This window comes from Pantoea sp. BRR-3P (assembly GCF_039621635.1).
Taxonomy (GTDB): domain Bacteria; phylum Pseudomonadota; class Gammaproteobacteria; order Enterobacterales; family Enterobacteriaceae; genus Pantoea; species Pantoea floridensis.
On sequence record NZ_CP155066.1, the window covers coordinates 3,788,119 to 3,809,219 of the forward strand.

Here is a 21,101-nt window from a genome sequence, read left to right on the forward strand (position 1 = left end):
GATTAACCTTGATGGTACGGACGAGACAAGCGATGCACTGCTTCCACAAATGCACCGGCATGCTCTGGCGGCACGTCGGGATGGATGCCGTGCCCCAGGTTAAACACATGGCCTTCACCCGTGCCAAATCCTTCAAGGATCCCTGCCACTTCCTGCTCGATACGCGCTGGCGGTGCATACAGCATGGAAGGATCCATGTTGCCCTGCAGCGCCACTTTGTCACCAACACGACGACGCGCATCAGCGATATCGGTAGTCCAGTCGAGTCCCAGCGCATCACAACCGGTCGCGGCAATCGCCTCCAGCCACTGGCCGCCACCTTTGGTAAATAGCGTAATCGGTACGCGACGACCTTCGTTCTCGTGCAGCACGCTATCGACGATTTTGTGCATGTAGTACAGCGAGAATTCGCGATAGTCGCGACCAGTCAGTACGCCGCCCCAGGTATCGAACACCATGATTGACTGCGCGCCGGCTTTGATCTGCGCATTCAGATAAAGAATGACGCTGTCCGCCAGCTTATCCAGCAGCTTGTGCAGCGTTTGTGGATCGGCATACATCATCTTTTTGATTTTCGTGAAGGCTTTGCTGCTGCCGCCTTCCACCATATAGGTTGCCAGCGTCCATGGGCTACCTGAGAAGCCAATCAGCGGCACTTCGCCTTTCAGATTGTGACGAATCGTACGCACCGCGTTCATCACATAGCCGAGCTCTTGCTCAGGATCCGGTACCGGCAGCTTGTCGACATCGGCGCGACAGGTGATCGGATGGGAGAAACGGGGGCCTTCGCCAGTTTCAAAGTAAAGCCCAAGTCCCATCGCATCGGGAATGGTGAGGATATCGCTGAAGAGGATCGCCGCGTCCAGCGCATAGCGACGCAGCGGCTGCAGCGTAACTTCACATGCCAGCTCAGCGTTCTTACACAGTGACATAAAATCACCGGCTTCAGCGCGCGTGGCTTTGTACTCCGGTAAATAACGCCCGGCTTGTCGCATCATCCATACCGGCGTGACATCTACCGGTTGACGTAACAGGGCGCGCAGATAACGATCGTTCTTCAGTTCACTCATAATAGGCTCTCTCATGCTAAGGCCGGCAGTGTAGCATTTTCACGCCGCGCTGGCGCGACACAGGGCAACAGTATCTTCGATCAGGCGACGCGCAACCGTGCCTGGCGGCGGCAACAGTGGCAAATCGTCATAGCGATACCAACCGGCATCGAGCAACTCTTTGCCGTCGTGCTGCAAGTCACCGCCATCGTATTCGGCCATATACGCCATCATCAGTGAATGCGGGAACGGCCACGGCTGCGAAGTAACGTAGCGCACGTTTTTCACCCGCACGTTGCTCTCTTCCATCACTTCACGCGCCACCGCTTGTTCTAAGGTTTCGCCCACTTCGACGAAGCCCGCCAGCACGGTGTAAATGTTGTTGCGATGACGGGCATGATTGGCAAGCAGAATCTCATCGCCACGGCGAATGGCCACAATAATGCACGGCGCAATTTGCGGGTAATAGCGCTCGCGGCAGTGATGACACAGACAAGCGAACTCGCGCTTGCTGATATGCATCTCATGGCCGCAATAGCCGCACCAGCGATGCGATCGATAGAACTCCGCCAGCTGCACGCCGCGCCCGGCGATCTGGAACAGACCGACATCTTGATCAATCAGTTGGCGGACCGAGCCCATGCTGTCTGGACGCGCTTCCCGCACGAGCCAGACGTTTTCGCCCTGCCATTCGCCAATCAAAATGCCGTGGCTGCCACTGAGTCCAAACTCGGTGGATAAGCCATGCGGCAGTTCGCCCTGCGGTAACCAAAGTTTTTGCTCATGGCTGACAATCCACCATCCAGCGTCTAAGCTTGAGATCTCACGTTGCATCTTAATCGTTGTCCTTAGCGTTAAACCGCACGCTGAAACTCTAATATTAAGTGTGTAATAAACAACTATAACCTACCTGGAGCCCCATATGCTTAACCAGTTAGATGACCTGACAAAGCGTGTCGGCGGCGGAAATGAATTGGTTGATTCATGGTTGCGCGCCCGTCGACAGCTGCTTGTCACGTACTACGAGCTTATTGGTCTGAAGCCACAAAAAGATGCGTTAACCGCGCTGGATGAACAAGCGCTGGATGCATTTTGCCACAATCTGGTGGATTACCTTTCTACCGGTCATTTTAGCGTGTATGAACACATTATTAGTGAGATGCAGGGTGATAATCCCTTAATGGCTGCCGCGCAAATTTATCCGGCACTTGAGGCGAACACTGACCGCATCATGCAGCTCTACGACAGTCATTTGCAGCAAGCGATTAACGACGATAACTGTGTCGATTTTCAGCAGGCGCTGTCCGAAGTCGGCGAAGTGCTGGAATCGCGCTTCACGCTGGAAGATAAGCTGGTACAACTCGCCTGGGATAACCAGCTGGCGCATCTACCGGTTGCCAATGACAGCGTCATCGCCCGCCCGGCCTGAATGCCCGCAGTTGTAAAAAACTTGTTATTCGAGAAAAGCCCTCTTATGCTAAATGGGCTTTTTTTATGAGCCTCTTCCAGAAAAATGAAGAGTCAGGTTTTGCGATATAAGCGTAGCGTGCGCAGCCAGTTTGCATTCGGATAGCGCGCAGGGACCGGAGCGTACACGAAGTATGTGACGGTCACGAGCACTGCCCAGGTGCAAAATGGCAAGCAAAGTAGCTTATATCGTAAAACCCAACACCTTGTCGGAGTGCCCTTAGGGGCTGAGACCGTTAATTCGGGATCCGCGGAACCTGATCAGGTTAGTACCTGCGAAGGGAACAAGAGTAGATATCATCAGCACGATGTCGGCTTATGCCGTTATCGTATCTGTTACTCCTTCCGAACTCTGGACAAGCAACTTCCAACTTTTATAGGAAATTTGCTATGTCTGCTAAAACCTCTCGTCGTGAACAACGTGCTCAGGCGCAAGAATTTATCGATTCCCTCCAGGGAGCCGCTTTTCCGAACTCAAAACGCATCTGGATCACCGGCAGCCGCGCGGATATTCGCGTGCCCATGCGTGAGATTCAACTGAGCCCAACGCACACCGGCGGCAGTAAAGACGATCCGCAGTATGAGCCGAATGAACCGGTGCCGGTATACGACACGGCCGGTGCTTATGGCGATCCTGAAGCCACGATCAATGTGCATCAGGGGCTCACCAGGCTGCGCACCAACTGGATCGAAGCGCGCGGCGACAGCGAAACCATTCACCAGCTGAGTTCCAGTTACACCCAACAGCGTCTGGCAGATGAAGGCCTGGATCATTTGCGTTTTGAGCATCTGCCACAGCCGCGCCGCGCCAAAGTGGGTCGCTGCGTTACCCAACTGCACTATGCACGTCAGGGTATCATCACGCCGGAGATGGAGTTTATTGCGCTGCGTGAAAACATGGGCCGCGAGCGTATTCGTGGTGAAGTGCTGCTACAGCAGCATCCCGGTCACAGCTTTGGCGCCAACCTGCCGGAAAATATCACCGCAGAGTTTGTCCGTCAGGAAGTGGCCAGCGGCCGCGCCATCATCCCTGCTAACATCAACCATCCCGAATCCGAACCGATGATCATTGGTCGCAACTTTCTGGTGAAGGTGAATGCCAATATCGGCAACTCGGCGGTCAGTTCTTCGATTGAAGAAGAAGTGGAGAAACTGGTGTGGTCAACGCGCTGGGGGGCAGATACCGTGATGGATCTCTCTACCGGACGTTATATCCATGAAACGCGCGAATGGATTCTGCGTAACAGCCCGGTGCCGATTGGTACGGTGCCGATTTATCAGGCGCTGGAAAAGGTGAACGGTATTGCCGAAGACCTCAACTGGGAAATATTCCGCGACACGCTACTGGAACAGGCGGAGCAAGGCGTCGATTACTTCACTATCCACGCTGGCGTGCTGTTGCGCTATGTACCCATGACGGCTAAACGGCTCACCGGCATTGTGTCACGCGGCGGATCAATCATGGCGAAATGGTGCCTGTCGCACCATACCGAAAGCTTCCTGTATCTGCACTTCCGCGAGATTTGTGAGATCTGTGCTGCCTACGATGTGGCATTATCTTTGGGCGACGGCCTGCGTCCGGGCTCAATTCAGGATGCCAACGACGAGGCGCAATTTGCCGAGCTGCATACGCTGGGCGAACTGACGAAAATTGCCTGGGAATATGATGTGCAGGTGATGATTGAAGGTCCGGGCCATGTGCCGATGCAGATGATTCGCCGCAATATGACCGAGCAGCTGGAGCACTGCCACGAAGCCCCTTTTTATACGCTCGGTCCACTCACTACCGATATCGCACCGGGCTACGATCACTTCACTTCCGGCATCGGCGCGGCAATGATTGGCTGGTTTGGCTGCGCCATGCTGTGTTACGTGACGCCTAAAGAGCACCTCGGTTTACCGCATAAAGAGGATGTGAAGCAGGGGCTGATCACCTACAAGATCGCCGCGCACGCTGCGGATCTGGCGAAAGGCCATCCGGGCGCGCAGATTCGCGATAATGCGATGTCCAAAGCACGTTTTGAATTCCGCTGGGAAGATCAGTTCAACCTGGCACTTGATCCGCATACCGCTCGCGCCTACCACGACGAAACCTTGCCGCAAGAATCGGGAAAAGTGGCGCACTTCTGCTCGATGTGCGGCCCCAAATTCTGCTCGATGAAAATTACCCAGGAAGTCCGCGAATTTGCCGCCCGTCAACAGGTTGAAGCTCAGACCATAGAGGTGGGCATGGCGCAAATGTCGGATGCCTTCCGCAATCGTGGCGGCGAGTTGTATCACGCTGCCGATACCCTAAAAGAGGAAAAAGTATGACCGACGCCTTTCCTGCCACCGCCCCAAAACTGGGGCTGTATCCAGTAGTTGATAGCGTGGAGTGGATCGCGCGCCTGCTGGAAGCCGGTGTGCGCACTATCCAGCTACGCATTAAAGATTGCGAGGATCATGAAGTTGAAGATGCAGTGCGCGAGGCGATTGCACTTGGCAAGCAGTATCGCGCACGCCTGTTCATCAATGATTACTGGCGCTTAGCCATCAAATATCATGCTTATGGCGTACATCTTGGTCAGGAAGACCTCGATGTTGCCGATCTAGCGGCCATTCGTCAGGCTGGATTGCGCTTAGGTTTATCGACGCATGATGATAACGAGCTGGATCGCGCACTCGCGCTGCGCCCTTCTTACATTGCGCTCGGACATATCTATCCCACGCAAACCAAAGACATGCCATCAGCCCCGCAGGGCGTGGTGGAATTGAAACGCCATCTGGCACGTTTGCAGGACGTGCCAACCGTTGCAATCGGCGGTATTTCACTGGCGCGCGTACCTGAAGTGCTGGCAACGGGCGTCGGAAGTATTGCCGTAGTGAGCGCAATTACCCAAGCGCCAGACTGGCGTGCGGCAACGCAGGAACTGCTGGCATTGGTGGAATCTGGAATCCAGCCCGCAGAAGAGATGTAAGGTGTTGTGAGTAAGAGTAATAAGCTGGAATGCATTATGCATTCGCTGGATGTCGCATCTGGTGCCATTTCGCAACCACGTTAAAGTGTGCCTGCCCGCTGTCGCTTGCAGCGGGCCAGGGCTGGTCCTAACCTCTCCCAGCCCTGCCTTTCTTTTAAACAGTCAGGGAGGAGGTATGCACAGTTTCTATATTACAGGCCAACATGGCACGCTCCACTGCTGCACCGAGCTGGGCTATCGCCTGCTCTGTATGCTCATTCATTGGCAATCCGTAATTCAGGCGCAAGCAATTGCGATATTTTCCCGAGGCCGAAAACAGCGATCCTACCGCAACCTGGATATTCAGCTCCCGCAATTCGGTATTCAACCTGACCGCGTCAAACGCTTCTGGCAGCTCGATCCACATCAGGAAACTGCCCTGTGGCCGCGACACACAAATACCGCACGGGAAATAGTGGCGTACCCAGCAGTTAAAGGTTTCGTAGTTGCGCTGATAAACCTGGCGCATACGACGCAGATGCGGCAGATAATGGCCAAGGCGAATAAACTCTGCCACCGCATGCTGCGGCTGCGTCGCCGTGGAACCCGTACTGATGTATTTCATATGCAGTACGCGATCGCGATAGCGTCCCGGAGCGACCCAGCCGACGCGCAGTCCCGGAGCCAGTGTTTTAGAGAAAGAACTGCACAGCAACACCCGCCCATCACTATCCAGCGATTTAATCGTAACCGGGCGCGGATATTCCCATGCCAGCTCACCATAGACATCGTCTTCAATAATCGCCGCATCGAAACGCTGCGCCAGCGTCAGCAGCGCGCGCTTGCGGGGCTCAGGCATAATAAATCCCAGTGGATTATTGCAGTTCGGCACAACAACCACCGCTTTAATTGGCCACTGCTCAAAGGCGAGTTCCAGTGCTTCCAGGCTAATGCCCGTCACCGAATCCGTGGGGATCTCAATGGCGCGAATGCCAAAGCCGCGCAGCGTCTGCATGGTGCCGTGAAAAGTGGGCGATTCGACGGCAATGATGTCGCCCGGCTGACATATCGCGCGAATGGAAATCGACAGTGCTTCGTGGCAGCCAGTGGTGATAACAATATCGTCCGCCGTGAGCTGACAACCACTGTCGATCGTCAGCCGTGCGACCTGTTCGCGCAATGCCGCCACGCCCAGCAAGCTGTCGTAGTTGAGTTGATCAACATCCTGCTTTTGCGCCATGCGGCTCTGTATTTTCCACAGCGGTTTCAACGTTGGCTGGGTCAAATCGGGCATGCCGCTGCCGAGCTGCAATACATCGCTGTTAGTGCGGCTACTTAGCAACTCCAGCACCGATTCCCACTGAGTGATTTCAACCGGTCGCTGTGCTGGTCGGGTGAGTGCAGGTACGGGCGGCGTGGCTTTGCGCGTTGCGACGAAATATCCGGAACGTGGCTGCGGCACAATCAGCTGCTTCTCTTCAAGCAAATGATAAGCCTGCTGCACGGTACTGATACTTACGCCGTGCTCCAGACTAAGCGTGCGTACCGATGGTAATCTCTCGCCGCTGCGGAACAGCCCTTGTTCAATCCTATCCGACAGCAAACATGCTAAATGTTGGTAGCGCGTCATCGTATGCCTCATCCCGCCGTTAATTACAGCAAACCGGTACAGATACCCTGTATTATTACCATTCAGATCGTCACAATTGCAATCTGTATGTTAAAGATAAGTGATTTTTGCATCTGTATCATTTTGTGCAGGAATTGGACAATGCATCTCAGGCAACCTACTGAGGGCAATGACTATGGAATTCGACCAAAATCGCGCAGCTAAACCTTTTAATGTGACGCTATTGGATATCTTTCGCGGTGCAGTGCGCATGGTGAAAAACTGGAAAGCTCGGCGTGAAACGCATCGCATCCTTTCACAGCTGAGTGACAACCAGCTTCGCGACATCGGGCTGACACGCGACGAAGTCTGCCGCAAGTTTTAACTGCATTGAGACGAAAAAAAACCCTGCCGAGGCAGGGTTTTTTATTGGTCAGCTTAAGCAGACGACTTACTCGTCGTCGCTTCCGCCCAGACCGGCGTTCAGCAATTCCGCCAGGCTAGCAGAGGCTTCATCCGCAGTAACCTGCGGTGCAACCGGAGCTTCACCCGCAGAGCGGCGACGCATACGATCCTGATGATAAGCATAACCGGTACCGGCTGGGATCAGACGACCCACGATCACGTTCTCTTTCAGGCCGCGCAGTTCGTCGCGCTTGCCTGCTACTGCGGCTTCGGTCAGGACACGTGTGGTCTCCTGGAACGATGCTGCAGAGATGAACGATTCAGTTGCCAGTGACGCTTTGGTGATACCCAGCAGATCGCGCATGAACGTCGCGCCGATTTTGCCATTCGCTTCAAGTTCACGGTTAGAGATCTTGATGCGAGAGTATTCAGCCTGCTCACCTTCCAGGAAGTCGGTGCTTCCCACGCTCGAGATGGTTGCTTTACGCAGCATCTGACGAACGATGACTTCGATGTGTTTATCGTTAATCTTAACGCCTTGCAGACGGTAAACTTCCTGCACTTCGTTCGTGATGTAACGGGTCACAGCATGGACGCCACGCAGACGCAGGATGTCGTGCGGAGACTCTGGGCCGTCAGATACGACGTCACCACGTTCTACGCGCTCACCTTCGAATACGTTAAGCTGACGCCATTTTGGAATCATCTCTTCGTACGGATCGCTACCATCAACCGGCGTAATTACCAGACGACGCTTACCTTTGGTCTCTTTACCGAAGGAGATGATACCGCTGATCTCCGCCAGGATGGCAGGCTCTTTCGGACGACGCGCTTCGAACAAGTCAGCAACGCGTGGCAGACCACCGGTAATATCCTTGGTACCGCCAGATTCCTGCGGAACACGCGACAGCGTGTCACCGGCACTGATCTTAACGCCATCTTCCAGCTGAACAATTGCTTTGCCCGGCAGGAAGTACTGAGCTGGCATATCGGTACCTGGAATCAGCACATCATTTCCGTTGGCATCAATAATTTTCAGCGCAGGACGCAGATCTTTACCACCCGCAGTACGTTCTGCAGAGTCCAGAACCACCAGCGATGACAGACCGGTTAAGTCGTCAGTCTGACGGGTAATGGTCTGACCGTCGATCATGTCAGTGAAGCGAATGAAACCGCCCACTTCGGTGATGACCGGCATGGTATGTGGATCCCAGTTTGCTACGGTCTCGCCCGCGGCAACCTGCTCACCGTCACCTTTCGCCATGACCGCACCGTAAGGCACTTTATAGCTCTCTTTGGTACGACCGAACTCGTCGATCATTTTCAGCTCAACGTTACGTGAAACGATAACCAGTTTCCCTGAGGAGTTGGTTACAGACTTCGCGTTGGTCAGCTTGATAGTACCTTTGTTCTTCACCTGGATGCTGGATTCAGCAGCCGCACGAGATGCCGCACCACCGATGTGGAACGTACGCATCGTCAGCTGAGTACCCGGCTCACCGATGGACTGTGCTGCGATAACGCCGATGGCCTCACCTTTGTTGATGATGTGACCACGTGCCAGATCGCGACCATAGCAGTGTGCGCACACACCGAAGTCGGTTTCACAGCCAACAACCGAACGCACTTTGATCGCATCGACTGAATTCAGTTCGATCACATCACACCAGTGCTCATCGATCAGGGTGTTACGCGGAATCAGGATATCTGCAGTGCCCGGCTTCAGAACGTCTTCAGCCGTTACACGGCCCAGTACACGCTCACGCAGAGGCTCTTTAACGTCTCCACCTTCGATGACCGGAGTCATCATGATGCCTTCGAACGTGCCGCAGTCATCTTCGGTAACCACCAGATCCTGCGCTACGTCTACCAGACGACGCGTCAGATAACCGGAGTTAGCGGTTTTCAGTGCGGTATCCGCCAGACCTTTACGCGCACCGTGCGTGGAGATGAAGTACTGGAGTACGTTCAGACCTTCACGGAAGTTCGCGGTGATCGGCGTTTCGATGATTGAACCATCTGGCTTAGCCATCAGACCACGCATACCGGCCAGCTGACGAATCTGTGCAGCAGAACCACGCGCACCGGAGTCGGCCATCATGTAGATGCTGTTGAACGATACCTGCTGCTCTTCTTCGCCGTGACGGTTGATCACAGTTTCAGTTTGCAAGTTATCCATCATCGCTTTGGAAACGCGTTCGTTAGCGGCGGCCCAAATATCGATAACTTTGTTGTAACGTTCGCCAGCAGTGACCAGACCAGACTGGAACTGTTCCTGAATCTCAGCAACTTCCGCTTCCGCTTCCGCTACGATTTCCGCTTTCTTCGCTGGGATCACCATGTCGTCGATACCGACAGAGGCACCTGAACGGGCTGCGTAAGCAAAACCGGTGTACATGGTTTGGTCAGCAAAGATTACGGTCGGCTTCAGGCCCAGGATGCGGTAACAGGTGTTCAGCATCTTGGAAATCGCTTTCTTACCCAACGCCTGGTTGACGATGGAGTAAGGCAGGCCTTTCGGTACGATCATCCACAGAATCGCGCGACCAATGGTGGTGTCGATAATGCTGGTTTTCGCAACGAACTCTTCCTGCTCGTTCTTGGTGTATTCAGTAATACGCACTTTAACGCGTGCATGCAGCTCGGCCAGACCAGCGCGATAAACACGCTCAGCTTCTTTCGGGCCAGTCAGCACCATGCCTTCGCCTTTGGCGTTCACTTTGTCGCGGGTCATGTAGTACAGACCCAGAACAACGTCCTGTGAAGGAACGATGATTGGCTCGCCGTTCGCTGGTGACAGAATGTTGTTGGTCGACATCATCAGCGCACGCGCTTCCAGCTGGGCTTCCAGCGTCAGCGGTACGTGAACAGCCATCTGGTCACCATCGAAGTCGGCGTTATAGGCCGCACAAACCAGCGGGTGCAGCTGAATTGCTTTACCTTCGATCAGAACCGGTTCAAACGCCTGGATACCCAAACGGTGCAGCGTTGGTGCACGGTTCAGCAGTACCGGGTGTTCGCGGATCACTTCGTCCAGGATATCCCAAACGACAGCTTCTTCGCGCTCAACCATTTTCTTCGCGGCTTTGATGGTGGTGGCGAGGCCACGCAGTTCCAGCTTGCCGTAAATGAACGGTTTGAACAGCTCAAGAGCCATTTTCTTCGGCAGACCGCACTGATGCAGACGCAGGTATGGACCAACGGTGATAACTGAACGGCCAGAGTAGTCAACACGTTTACCCAACAGGTTCTGACGGAAACGACCCTGCTTACCTTTGATCATGTCTGCCAGAGATTTCAACGGACGCTTGTTCGAGCCAGTGATGGCGCGACCGCGACGGCCGTTATCCAGCAGTGCATCAACCGCTTCCTGCAGCATACGTTTTTCGTTACGTACGATGATGTCTGGCGCAGCCAGATCCAGCAGACGCTTCAGACGGTTATTACGGTTGATCACGCGACGATACAGATCGTTCAGATCTGAGGTAGCGAAACGACCACCATCCAGCGGTACCAGCGGACGCAGATCTGGCGGCAGTACCGGCAGAACGGTCAGGATCATCCACTCTGGCTTGTTACCAGATTGAACGAACGCTTCCAGCAGCTTGATACGCTTGGTCAGCTTTTTACGTTTGGTTTCGGAGTTGGTTTCGTTCAGCTCTTCACGCAGCTGCTCGCACTCTTGCTCCAGATCCATATTTTTCAGCAGCGCCTGGATAGCTTCCGCACCCATCTTCGCGTCGAATTCGTCACCGAACTCTTCCAGCGCGTCAAGATACTGCTCTTCCGTCAGAATCTGACGTTTTTCCAGGTTGGTCATGCCGCCTTCGATCACCACATAAGATTCGAAATACAGCACGCGCTCGATATCACGCAGTGGCATATCCAGCAGCAAGCCGATACGCGAAGGCAGTGATTTCAGGAACCAAATGTGCGCAGTAGGTGAAGCCAGCTCAATGTGGCCCATGCGCTCACGACGTACTTTGGTCTGTGTAACTTCAACGCCACACTTCTCACAGATCACGCCGCGATGTTTTAAACGCTTGTACTTCCCGCACAGGCATTCGTAGTCTTTTACCGGTCCGAAAATACGGGCACAGAAAAGACCGTCACGCTCTGGCTTGAAGGTACGGTAGTTAATGGTTTCCGGCTTTTTAACTTCACCAAAAGACCATGAACGGATCATGTCTGGCGAGGCCAGAGCAATTTTGATCGCATCAAACTCTTCGGTCTTAGTTTGCGCTTTCAGAAACTTAAGTAAGTCTTTCACGGATTAGCTCCCGTCGGAGTGGAACTCTCAGGGACGCGCACCCGAAGTGCACGTCCCGTAACCAGTACTTGCGAGTACTTACTCGTCTTCCAGCTCGATGTTGATACCCAGCGAGCGAATCTCTTTCAACAATACGTTGAAGGATTCAGGCATGCCCGGTTCCATCTGATGGTTACCGTCGACGATGTTTTTATACATCTTCGTACGGCCGTTAACGTCATCAGATTTAACGGTAAGCATTTCCTGCAGGGTATACGCGGCACCATATGCTTCCAGTGCCCACACTTCCATCTCACCGAAGCGCTGTCCACCGAACTGCGCTTTACCACCCAGCGGCTGCTGAGTAACCAAGCTGTAAGAACCGGTAGAACGTGCGTGCATCTTATCGTCGACCAGGTGGTTCAGTTTCAGCATGTACATGTAACCTACGGTTACCTGACGCTCAAACTGCTCACCGGTACGGCCGTCGAACAGGGTGATCTGACCGGAAGAAGGCAAACCGCCGAGCTGCAGCAGCTCTTTGATTTCGCTCTCTTTCGCACCATCAAACACCGGAGTCGCGATTGGCATACCCTTCTTCAGGTTTTCTGCCAGACGCAGCACTTCGTCGTCGGTGAAGGTGTTCAGGTCAACTTTCTGACGCACATCGGTGCCCAGATCGTAAGCACGCTGGATGAACTCACGCAGTTTGGAGACTTCTTCCTGCTTCTTCAGCATCGCATTGATCTTTTCACCAATGCCTTTCGCCGCCATACCAAGGTGAGTTTCCAGAATCTGACCGATGTTCATACGCGATGGTACGCCCAGCGGGTTCAGTACGATGTCGACCGGCGTACCGTTCTCATCGTAAGGCATGTCTTCGATAGGGTTGATCTTCGAGATAACACCCTTGTTACCGTGACGACCTGCCATCTTGTCACCAGGCTGGATCTGACGCTTAACAGCCAGATACACCTTAACGATTTTCAGCACGCCTGGTGCCAGATCATCGCCTTGAGTGATCTTGCGACGCTTAGCTTCAAGTTTCTTCTCAAACTCGTGCTTCAGCTCGTCGTATTGCTCAGCCAACTGCTCCAGAGAATTCTGCTTCTCTTCATCAGTCAGGCCCAGCTCCAACCAGCGCTCACGTGGCAGTTTGTCCAGCTTATCAGCTTCAACACCACCCGAAATCAGTACCGCCTGGATACGACCGAACAGGCCCGCTTCAAGGATCTGCAATTCTTCAGACAGGTCTTTCTTCGCCTGCTTCAGCTGCATCTCTTCGATTTCCAGCGCGCGCTTGTCTTTTTCCACGCCATCACGGGTGAAGACCTGCACATCGATAACCGTACCGGATACGCCGTTCGGCACGCGCAGTGACGAATCTTTCACGTCAGAGGCTTTTTCACCGAAGATCGCACGCAGCAGTTTTTCTTCTGGCGTCAGCTGGGTTTCACCTTTCGGGGTAACCTTACCAACCAGAATGTCGCCACCGGTCACTTCCGCACCGATATACACGATGCCGGATTCATCCAGTTTAGAAAGCGCCGCCTCACCCACGTTCGGGATATCAGCGGTGATCTCTTCTGGCCCCAGCTTGGTGTCACGAGACACACATGCCAGTTCCTGGATGTGAATAGTGGTGAAACGATCTTCCTGAACCACACGCTCGGATACGAGGATGGAGTCTTCGAAGTTGTAACCGTTCCATGGCATGAACGCCACGCGCATGTTCTGACCCAACGCCAGCTCACCAAGATCGGTAGACGGGCCATCAGCAAGTACATCGCCACGCTCAATCGGCTCACCCAGATTCACACATGGCATCTGGTTGATGCAGGTGTTCTGGTTAGAACGGGTGTACTTGGTCAGGTTGTAGATGTCGATACCCGCTTCGCCCGGATACATCTCTTCTTCGTTAACTTTGATAACGATACGAGAAGCATCAACGTACTGAACGGTACCGCCACGTTTCGCTACGGCAGTTACACCGGAATCAACCGCTACTGCACGTTCCATACCGGTACCAACCAGCGGCTTATCAGCACGCAGAGTTGGAACCGCCTGACGTTGCATGTTCGCACCCATCAAGGCGCGGTTAGCATCATCGTGCTCCAGGAACGGGATCAGTGACGCACCGACAGAAACCACCTGCTGGGTGGAAACGTCCATGTAGTCAACCTGATCGCGGCTGAACAGGCTTGATTCACCCTTACTACGGCAGGTGACGAGATCGTCAACAAAGCTGCCATCGTCTGCAAGGTTGGTGTTCGCCTGAGCGATAACGTAGTTACCCTCTTCGATTGCAGAGAGGTAATGAATTTCGTCACTTACTTTGCCATCTACAACGCGACGATATGGGGTTTCAAGGAAACCATATTCGTTAGTCTGCGCATAAACAGAGAGTGAGTTGATCAGACCGATGTTCGGGCCTTCCGGGGTTTCGATAGGACATACACGACCGTAGTGGGTTGGGTGTACGTCACGTACTTCGAAGCCGGCACGTTCACGAGTCAGACCACCTGGGCCCAGAGCAGAGATACGACGTTTGTGCGTAATCTCAGACAACGGGTTGTTCTGATCCATAAACTGGGAAAGCTGGCTTGAACCGAAGAACTCTTTCACCGCTGCCGAAATCGGCTTAGCGTTGATCATGTCCTGTGGCATCAGCGTATCGAGGTCGCCAAGAGACAGACGCTCTTTAACTGCACGCTCAACACGGACCAGACCTACACGGAACTGGTTTTCGGCCATCTCGCCAACAGAACGAATACGACGGTTACCGAGGTGATCGATATCATCCACTTCACCGATACCGTTACGGATACCGATAAGTTTCTTCATCACTTCGATGATGTCGTCTTTGCTCAGGATACCTGAACCTTCGATCTCATCACGCAGCAGAGAACGGTTGAACTTCATGCGGCCAACCGCAGAAAGATCGTAACGATCTTCAGAGAAGAACAGGTTCTCAAACAGGTTTTCAGCGGCTTCACGCGTTGGTGGCTCACCAGGACGCATCATGCGGTAGATCTCAACCAGTGCGCTTAAGCGATCGCTGGTTGGGTCAACACGCAGGGTCTCGGAGATATATGCACCGTGATCCAAGTCGTTGGTAAACAGCGTTTCGATGCGCTTGTGGCCTGACTGGCTCAGCTTCGCCAGCAGATCCAGTGATAATTCCATGTTCGCAGGAACAATCAGCTCGCCGGTGTTCAGGTCGACGTAGTCTTTAGCGACTACTTTGCCAGCAATGTATTCAACCGGCACTTCGATATGCTGAATGCTGTCTTTTTCCAGCTGACGGATGTGGCGCGCAGTAATGCGACGACCTTTCTCAACGTAGACCGTGCCGTTGGCTTCGATATCGAAGGAGGCGGTTTCACCACGCAGGCGCTCAGGCACCAGTTCCATCTGCAGTTTGTTATCGCGGATTTCATAAACGACTTTATCAAAGAACAGATCGAGGATTTGTTCTGAGGTGAAGTTTAACGCGCGCAGAATGATACTGGCCGGCAGCTTACGACGACGGTCAATACGGACAAAGAGGTTATCTTTCGGGTCAAACTCGAAGTCGAGCCATGAACCGCGGTAAGGGATGATACGTGCGTTATACAGCACTTTACCGGAAGAGTGCGTTTTACCCTTATCGCTGTCAAAGAACACGCCAGGACTACGATGCAGCTGAGAAACGATAACACGCTCAGTACCATTGATTACAAAGGTACCGTTGTCGGTCATGAGTGGAATTTCACCCATGTAGACTTCTTGTTCTTTGATGTCTTTTACGGTGCCTTCCGGCGCTTCGCGCTCGTAGATCACCAGACGCAGTTTCACGCGCAGCGGTGCCGAATAGGTCACGCCACGGATCTGACATTCAGTTACGTCAAAGACCGGCTCACCCAAACGGTAGCTGACATACTGCAACTCAGAGTTGCCGCTGTAGCTAGAGATCGGGAATACGGAGCGGAAGGCTGCTTCCAGACCGTACTGGCCTTCTGGATCTTGCTCGATAAACTTCTGGAACGAGTCAAGCTGGATAGAAAGGAGATAAGGTATGTCCAAAACTTGTGGACGTTTACCAAAATCCTTACGAATACGTTTTTTCTCGGTATAGGAGTAAACCATGGGGTTCCTCAGCTAGCTGACATGTCGAACCACGCTGTCCGTCCTGAAAAGGACAGTTCATGCAACACTATTTTTTGTTTTTCATGCGATGCGTAGCACCCCATGCAATACATCTTTCTATCACTCTTAAATCATTTCATCGCCGTTGTTCAGGCAGGGAACCTTTGCAGGAAAGCGATATATTAAGGCGTCGATAGAAAAAGATATTGAAGAGGAATGACGGACAAACAGTGCGAAACGCCATCATTCCCCTGTAGCGCAAAAAGGCTGGTGACCTGAAAAGTCACCAGCCATCAGCCTAATGTTACTCAGGCTGCAACCCAAGGGTTGTCTTACTTAACTTCAACTTCAGCGCCAGCTTCTTTCAGAGCAGCTTCAAGAGCGGCTGCGTCATCTTTGCTGATGCCTTCTTTGATAGTACCAGTAGCTTCAACCAGGTCTTTAGCTTCTTTCAAGCCCAGGCCAGTTGCAGTACGTACTGCTTTGATTACTGCGACTTTGTTAGCGCCAACAGACTTCAGAACTACGTCGAACTCAGTTTTTTCTTCAACAGCTTCAGCTGGGCCAGCAGCAACAGCTACAGCGGCAGCAGCAGAAACGCCGAATTTTTCTTCCATAGCAGAAACCAGCTCAACTACTTCCATTACGGACATAGCGGCAACCGCTTCCAGAATTTGGTCTTTAGTGATAGACATATCGATTGTTCCTAAAAATCAGAAAAAGTTTATACGTTAGCAAGCACGAAGGAAAAGAAATTAGCCTTAAGCCGCTTCTTTTGCATCGCGCACAGCAGCCAGAGTACGGACCAGTTTGCCAGCAGCGGCTTCTTTCATGGTCGACATCAGACGTGCCAGTGCTTCTTCGTAAGTCGGCAGAGTTGCCAGACGGTCAATATTGGCCGCCGTGATCAGCTCACCTTCAAAGGCTGCAGCTTTGACCTCAAATTTTGCATTCGCTTTAGCGAAATCTTTGAACAGACGAGCAGCAGCGCCCGGGTGTTCCATAGAATATGCAATCAGGGTCGGACCAACAAACGTGTCTTTCAGGCACTCAAAAGGAGTACCTTCAACGACGCGGCGCAGCAGGGTGTTACGAACAACACGCATGTAAACGCCAGCTTCACGACCTGCTTTACGCAGTTCGGTCATTTTATCAACGGTTACGCCGCGGGAATCCGCAACAACCGCTGAAAGCGCACCTTTGGCTACTTCGCTAACTTCAGCAACAATCGCTTGTTTGCCTTGAAGATTTAATGCCATTAGCTTTGCTCCTGGATTGACCGGGAAAGATTTCCCGGAACTCACTTCACTTAATTACCCGAAGGCAATAAGCGCTATTACACGGTGAGCAGAATCCAGTGAAGAAAAAATTCTTTTTGGTTCTGTCACCGTCTACGCAGGGTATTAAGCAAAATATTCGAGAATATTTTGCTCCTGCGGTCTTGGACGGAGGCCAGGATAAGGCCTGGCTCCAACCTAAGCAGCTGAATGACTAAGTTTTAAGGCATAGCTATTCAGTCGCTTTGAATCTGGGTTCTGAGTTGCGCGAACAACCAGAACAACGGGCGTAAGATTCTAGATGAATTTTTCGCCCGTTACAAGCAGCAATTAGTTTGCTGATGCGCTCAGACCAGCCTGGTCAACGGCAACGCCGGCGCCCATGGTGGTAGAGATGCTGACTTTCTTGATGTACACGCCTTTCGCCTGTGATGGTTTTGCTTTTTTCAGCGCGACCAGCAGAGATTCCAGGTTTTCTTTCAGTTTGTCAGCGTCAAAATCCACTTTACCAATGGTGGTGTGGATGATGCCGTTTTTGTCGTTACGATAACGAACCTGACCTGCTTTAGCGTTTTTCACTGCTTCAGCAACGTTAGGGGTTACAGTACCCACTTTCGGGTTTGGCATCAGGCCGCGTGGACCCAGAACCTGGCCCAACTGGCCAACAACGCGCATTGCATCTGGAGATGCGATAACAACGTCAAAGTTCATTTCGCCTTTCTTGATCTGCTCAGCCAGGTCTTCCATACCTACCAGTTCTGCGCCGGCTGCTTTAGCAGCTTCAGCGTTTGCACCTTGGGTGAAGACAGCAACACGTACTGAACGACCAGTACCGTGTGGCAGAACGGTCGCACCGCGTACGTTCTGATCAGATTTACGTGCATCGATGCCGAGGTTAACAGCAACGTCAACGCTTTCTACGAACTTAGCGGTAGCCAGTTCTTTCAGCAGAGCAACAGCTTCGTTGATGTCGTACTGCTTAGTAGCATCAACTTTGTCACGGATTACGCTCATGCGCTTGGTCAGCTTAGCCATTTCTTAATCCTCTACTACCAGGCCCATGGAACGAGCAGTACCTTCGATAGAGCGAGTCATCGCTTCTACGTCAGAACCAGTCATGTCCGCAGCTTTAGTTTCTGCGATTTCACGTACCTGAGCACGAGAAACTTTACCGACTTTGTCTTTGTTCGGCTTACCAGAACCAGACTTGATGCCCGCTGCTTTTTTCAGCAGTACGGCAGCCGGAGGCGTTTTGGTAACGAAGGTGAAAGAACGGTCACTGTATACGGTGATAACAACAGGAGTAGGCAGACCTTTCTCCAGGGATTCAGTTTTCGCGTTGAACGCTTTGCAGAATTCCATGATGTTAACACCCTGCTGACCCAGAGCTGGACCAACAGGTGGACTTGGGTTAGCCATACCAGCTGCAACTTGCAGCTTAACGTAGGCTTGTACTTTCTTGGCCATGATATTTCCTCAATTGGGTTATAGCGCCTGGAAAACAGGCTCCCCGTGATAACGATTTATACGCCATTGCTGGCACATAAAAACAAAAGGCGCGAAATTATAGGTAAATTTCGCGCCTTCCGCAAGAGCTAAAAAGTGAACAAAAGGGTTAACCTTTCTCCACCTGAGCAAAATCGAGTTCTACTGGCGTTGCACGGCCAAAGATGGAAACAGACACTTTCAAGCGACTCTTCTCGTAGTCCACTTCTTCGACCACACCGTTGAAGTCGGCAAATGGACCATCGCTGACACGTACCATTTCGCCTGGCTCGAACAGTGTTTTTGGACGCGGCTTATCACCAACCTGCTGCAGGCGGTTCATGATCGCATCTACTTCTTTATCACTGATTGGCGCTGGACGGTCAGAAGTACCACCAATAAAGCCCATTACACGCGGCACACTGCGTACTAAGTGCCAGCTGGCATCATTCATCACCATCTGAACCAGTACATAGCCAGGGAAGAATTTGCGTTCGCTTTTACGACGCTGGCCACCACGGATTTCAACGACTTCTTCAGTCGGCACCATGACTTCGCCAAAAAGCTCTTCCATGTTGTGCAGTTTGATATGCTCGTGCAGCGACTTCGCTACGCGAGCTTCAAAACCGGAGAACGCCTGAACGACGTACCAGCGTTTTTTTGGAGCTTCAGACATCTCAGAACCTCAGGCCAGTGATAAACGATACCAGACGGACCAGAATACCATCCAGCCCCCACAAAATCAGTGACATCACGGCAGTTACCGCGGCAACGATTAACGTGGTGTGCAATGTTTCCTGGCGAGTCGGCCAAATGACCTTACGCATTTCGGTTTTTGCTTCACGAGCAAATGCCACTGTCGCCTTGCCCTTGATTGTCAACAATGCAATGCCGCCAGCGGCAGCGATCAGTACAACCACAGCCAGCGCGCGCAGCGGCAGTGTTACATCGCGATAAATATAGTTGCCGACGATTGCTACCAGGAGCAATGCGATCACAACTACCCATTTTATCGCTTCAAGGCCGCGCCCGCTTCCTTGAGCTTCGGTATTCGCACTCATAAACCAACCTGCCACAATAATTCAGAAACTATTCTGCCCCGCAGAGCGAGGCATCCAAACCGAATGAGCTTTTGAGCGTTACTCGGTATCCAACGCCGTGAAACAGAGCCTGTCTCAGCAATGATTATGATTGAAAATCACTGATGAGCCAGGTTCTATGTAACAGCGTGCAAAAAGGGCATCAAATGATGCCCTTTCCTTGTGCATTGCGTCAAATGTTATCGTAATTAAGCGATAACTTCAGCAACAACGCCCGCGCCTACGGTACGGCCGCCTTCGCGGATTGCGAAACGCAGACCCTGGTCCATCGCGATTGGGTGGATCAGCTCAACGGTCATTTTCACGTTGTCGCCAGGCATTACCATCTCAACGCCTTCTGGCAGCTCAACGTTACCGGTCACGTCAGTAGTACGGAAGTAGAACTGTGGACGGTAGCCTTTGAAGAACGGAGTATGACGGCCGCCTTCGTCTTTAGACAGTACGTATACTTCTGATACGAACTTGGTATGTGGCTTGATTGAACCCGGCTTAGCCAGAACCTGGCCACGCTGGATGTCTTCACGCTTGATACCGCGCAGCAGAACACCACAGTTCTCGCCTGCCTGGCCCTGGTCCAGCAGTTTGCGGAACATTTCAACGCCGGTACAGGTCGACTTAACAGTCGGCTTGATACCAACGATTTCAACTTCATCGCCCACTTTAACGATACCGCGCTCTACACGACCGGTAACAACGGTACCACGGCCAGAGATTGAGAATACGTCTTCGATTGGCAGCAGGAATGGCATGTCGATAGCACGAACTGGATCCGGGATGTAAGTATCCAGGTGACCAGCCAGCTCAGTGATCTTAGCTTCCCACTCAGCGTTGCCTTCCAGCGCTTTCAGTGCTGAACCGCGAACGATTGGAGTGTCGTCGCCTGGGAAATCGTACTGTGACAGCAGGTCACGGACTTCCATCTCAACCAGTTCCAGCAGCTCTTCATCATCAACCATGTCGCACTTGTTCAGGAACACGATGATGTAAGGAACGCCAACCTGACGACCCAGCAGGATGTGCTCACGAGTCTGCGGCATTGGGCCGTCAGTCGCAGCAACAACCAGGATTGCGCCATCCATCTGCGCAGCACCGGTGATCATGTTTTTCACATAGTCGGCGTGGCCTGGGCAGTCAACGTGCGCATAGTGGCGAGACGGGGTTTCATACTCAACGTGTGCAGTGTTGATGGTGATACCACGTGCTTTTTCTTCAGGAGTGCTGTCGATCTGGTCGAACGCACGCGCCTGGCCGCCGTTGGTTTTAGCCAGAACGGTAGTGATTGCAGCAGTCAGGGTGGTTTTACCGTGGTCGACGTGACCGATGGTGCCCACGTTTACGTGCAGTTTGTTGCGTTGAAATTGCTCTTTAGCCATCGCTAGTCCCTCTAAGACACGGA

The 21,101-nt window shown here is 52.7% G+C and carries 16 protein-coding genes and 1 riboswitch; of the genes, 4 read left to right on the forward strand and 12 right to left on the reverse strand.

Features of this window, described 5'->3' with window-relative positions:
• Positions 1-2: 2 nt before the first annotated feature.
• Together hemE and nudC are read right to left on the reverse strand one after the other, a co-directional pair.
• A complete protein-coding gene (hemE, locus tag AAGR08_RS17520) occupies positions 3-1,070 on the reverse strand; it encodes a uroporphyrinogen decarboxylase (protein ID WP_097095299.1) in 1,068 nt (355 codons plus the stop codon).
• 39 nt (positions 1,071-1,109) lie between these two features.
• Positions 1,110-1,883 carry an NAD(+) diphosphatase gene (nudC, locus tag AAGR08_RS17525; protein ID WP_345827461.1) on the reverse strand — a complete coding sequence of 258 codons (774 nt, stop codon included), beginning with the start codon at positions 1,881-1,883 and terminating at the stop codon, positions 1,110-1,112.
• Between the two features lie 88 nt (positions 1,884-1,971).
• Here nudC and rsd point away from each other — a divergent pair, with 88 nt between their 5' ends.
• From rsd to thiE, 3 genes are all read left to right on the forward strand, one after another.
• A complete protein-coding gene (rsd, locus tag AAGR08_RS17530) occupies positions 1,972-2,478 on the forward strand; it encodes a sigma D regulator (protein WP_097095301.1) in 507 nt (168 codons plus the stop codon).
• A 238-nt stretch (positions 2,479-2,716) separates the two neighbouring features.
• A riboswitch (TPP riboswitch) is annotated at positions 2,717-2,817 on the forward strand.
• Positions 2,818-2,906: 89 nt separating this feature from the next.
• Positions 2,907-4,829: a phosphomethylpyrimidine synthase ThiC gene (gene thiC, locus AAGR08_RS17535; protein WP_345827462.1), complete on the forward strand. Its 1,923-nt coding sequence runs from the start codon at positions 2,907-2,909 to the stop codon at positions 4,827-4,829.
• A complete protein-coding gene (thiE, locus tag AAGR08_RS17540; RefSeq protein ID WP_345827463.1) occupies positions 4,826-5,473 on the forward strand; it encodes a thiamine phosphate synthase in 648 nt (215 codons plus the stop codon). Before thiC ends, thiE begins: the two co-directional genes overlap by 4 nt.
• A gap of 154 nt (positions 5,474-5,627) precedes the next feature.
• Here the strand turns inward: thiE and AAGR08_RS17545 are convergent, their stop codons facing one another.
• Entirely contained in the window at positions 5,628-7,082 is a 1,455-nt protein-coding gene (locus AAGR08_RS17545) for a PLP-dependent aminotransferase family protein (RefSeq protein WP_097095304.1), read from the reverse strand.
• Positions 7,083-7,257: 175 nt separating this feature from the next.
• Here AAGR08_RS17545 and AAGR08_RS17550 point away from each other — a divergent pair, with 175 nt between their 5' ends.
• A complete protein-coding gene (locus AAGR08_RS17550; RefSeq protein WP_097095305.1) occupies positions 7,258-7,446 on the forward strand; it encodes a DUF1127 domain-containing protein in 189 nt (62 codons plus the stop codon).
• A gap of 66 nt (positions 7,447-7,512) precedes the next feature.
• On the opposite strand, the gene rpoC is transcribed toward AAGR08_RS17550, so the two are convergent.
• From rpoC to tuf, 9 genes are all read right to left on the reverse strand, one after another.
• Positions 7,513-11,736, reverse strand: coding sequence for a DNA-directed RNA polymerase subunit beta' (gene rpoC / locus AAGR08_RS17555; RefSeq protein ID WP_007886289.1), 4,224 nt, complete (start codon positions 11,734-11,736; stop codon positions 7,513-7,515).
• Positions 11,737-11,814: 78 nt separating this feature from the next.
• The gene (rpoB, locus tag AAGR08_RS17560; protein WP_097095306.1) at positions 11,815-15,843 is read right to left on the reverse strand and encodes a DNA-directed RNA polymerase subunit beta; all 4,029 of its coding nucleotides are present in this window, start codon (positions 15,841-15,843) and stop codon (positions 11,815-11,817) included.
• A gap of 332 nt (positions 15,844-16,175) precedes the next feature.
• The gene (gene rplL / locus AAGR08_RS17565; RefSeq protein ID WP_097095307.1) at positions 16,176-16,538 is read right to left on the reverse strand and encodes a 50S ribosomal protein L7/L12; all 363 of its coding nucleotides are present in this window, start codon (positions 16,536-16,538) and stop codon (positions 16,176-16,178) included.
• Between the two features lie 66 nt (positions 16,539-16,604).
• Positions 16,605-17,102, reverse strand: coding sequence for a 50S ribosomal protein L10 (gene rplJ / locus AAGR08_RS17570; protein ID WP_058973440.1), 498 nt, complete (start codon positions 17,100-17,102; stop codon positions 16,605-16,607).
• 348 nt (positions 17,103-17,450) lie between these two features.
• On the reverse strand, positions 17,451-18,155 hold the full coding sequence (rplA, locus tag AAGR08_RS17575; RefSeq protein WP_097095308.1) for a 50S ribosomal protein L1: 705 nt from the start codon (positions 18,153-18,155) through the stop codon (positions 17,451-17,453).
• 3 nt (positions 18,156-18,158) lie between these two features.
• Positions 18,159-18,587: a 50S ribosomal protein L11 gene (gene rplK, locus AAGR08_RS17580; RefSeq protein WP_007886298.1), complete on the reverse strand. Its 429-nt coding sequence runs from the start codon at positions 18,585-18,587 to the stop codon at positions 18,159-18,161.
• 148 nt (positions 18,588-18,735) lie between these two features.
• Positions 18,736-19,281, reverse strand: a complete 546-nt coding sequence (gene nusG, locus AAGR08_RS17585; RefSeq protein ID WP_007886300.1) for a transcription termination/antitermination protein NusG — start codon at positions 19,279-19,281, stop codon at positions 18,736-18,738.
• A gap of 1 nt (position 19,282) precedes the next feature.
• The gene (secE, locus tag AAGR08_RS17590; protein WP_097095309.1) at positions 19,283-19,666 is read right to left on the reverse strand and encodes a preprotein translocase subunit SecE; all 384 of its coding nucleotides are present in this window, start codon (positions 19,664-19,666) and stop codon (positions 19,283-19,285) included.
• A 227-nt stretch (positions 19,667-19,893) separates the two neighbouring features.
• Positions 19,894-21,078, reverse strand: a complete 1,185-nt coding sequence (gene tuf, locus AAGR08_RS17595; protein WP_097095310.1) for an elongation factor Tu — start codon at positions 21,076-21,078, stop codon at positions 19,894-19,896.
• Positions 21,079-21,101 lie beyond the last annotated feature (23 nt).

What these genes read in the sequence shown, in the direction of transcription:
- hemE (WP_097095299.1), bottom strand. Translation starts at nt 1,070, where the DNA reads ATGAGTGAACTGAAGAACGATCGTTATCTGCGCGCCCTGTTACGTCAA.
- nudC (WP_345827461.1), bottom strand. Translation starts at nt 1,883, where the DNA reads ATGCAACGTGAGATCTCAAGCTTAGACGCTGGATGGTGGATTGTCAGC.
- rsd (WP_097095301.1), top strand. Translation starts at nt 1,972, where the DNA reads ATGCTTAACCAGTTAGATGACCTGACAAAGCGTGTCGGCGGCGGAAAT.
- tuf (WP_097095310.1), bottom strand. Translation starts at nt 21,078, where the DNA reads ATGGCTAAAGAGCAATTTCAACGCAACAAACTGCACGTAAACGTGGGC.
- thiC (WP_345827462.1), top strand. Translation starts at nt 2,907, where the DNA reads ATGTCTGCTAAAACCTCTCGTCGTGAACAACGTGCTCAGGCGCAAGAA.
- AAGR08_RS17550 (WP_097095305.1), top strand. Translation starts at nt 7,258, where the DNA reads ATGGAATTCGACCAAAATCGCGCAGCTAAACCTTTTAATGTGACGCTA.
- rplJ (WP_058973440.1), bottom strand. Translation starts at nt 17,102, where the DNA reads ATGGCATTAAATCTTCAAGGCAAACAAGCGATTGTTGCTGAAGTTAGC.
- rplL (WP_097095307.1), bottom strand. Translation starts at nt 16,538, where the DNA reads ATGTCTATCACTAAAGACCAAATTCTGGAAGCGGTTGCCGCTATGTCC.
- nusG (WP_007886300.1), bottom strand. Translation starts at nt 19,281, where the DNA reads ATGTCTGAAGCTCCAAAAAAACGCTGGTACGTCGTTCAGGCGTTCTCC.
- rplA (WP_097095308.1), bottom strand. Translation starts at nt 18,155, where the DNA reads ATGGCTAAGCTGACCAAGCGCATGAGCGTAATCCGTGACAAAGTTGAT.
- secE (WP_097095309.1), bottom strand. Translation starts at nt 19,666, where the DNA reads ATGAGTGCGAATACCGAAGCTCAAGGAAGCGGGCGCGGCCTTGAAGCG.
- AAGR08_RS17545 (WP_097095304.1), bottom strand. Translation starts at nt 7,082, where the DNA reads ATGACGCGCTACCAACATTTAGCATGTTTGCTGTCGGATAGGATTGAA.
- rplK (WP_007886298.1), bottom strand. Translation starts at nt 18,587, where the DNA reads ATGGCCAAGAAAGTACAAGCCTACGTTAAGCTGCAAGTTGCAGCTGGT.
- thiE (WP_345827463.1), top strand. Translation starts at nt 4,826, where the DNA reads ATGACCGACGCCTTTCCTGCCACCGCCCCAAAACTGGGGCTGTATCCA.
- rpoB (WP_097095306.1), bottom strand. Translation starts at nt 15,843, where the DNA reads ATGGTTTACTCCTATACCGAGAAAAAACGTATTCGTAAGGATTTTGGT.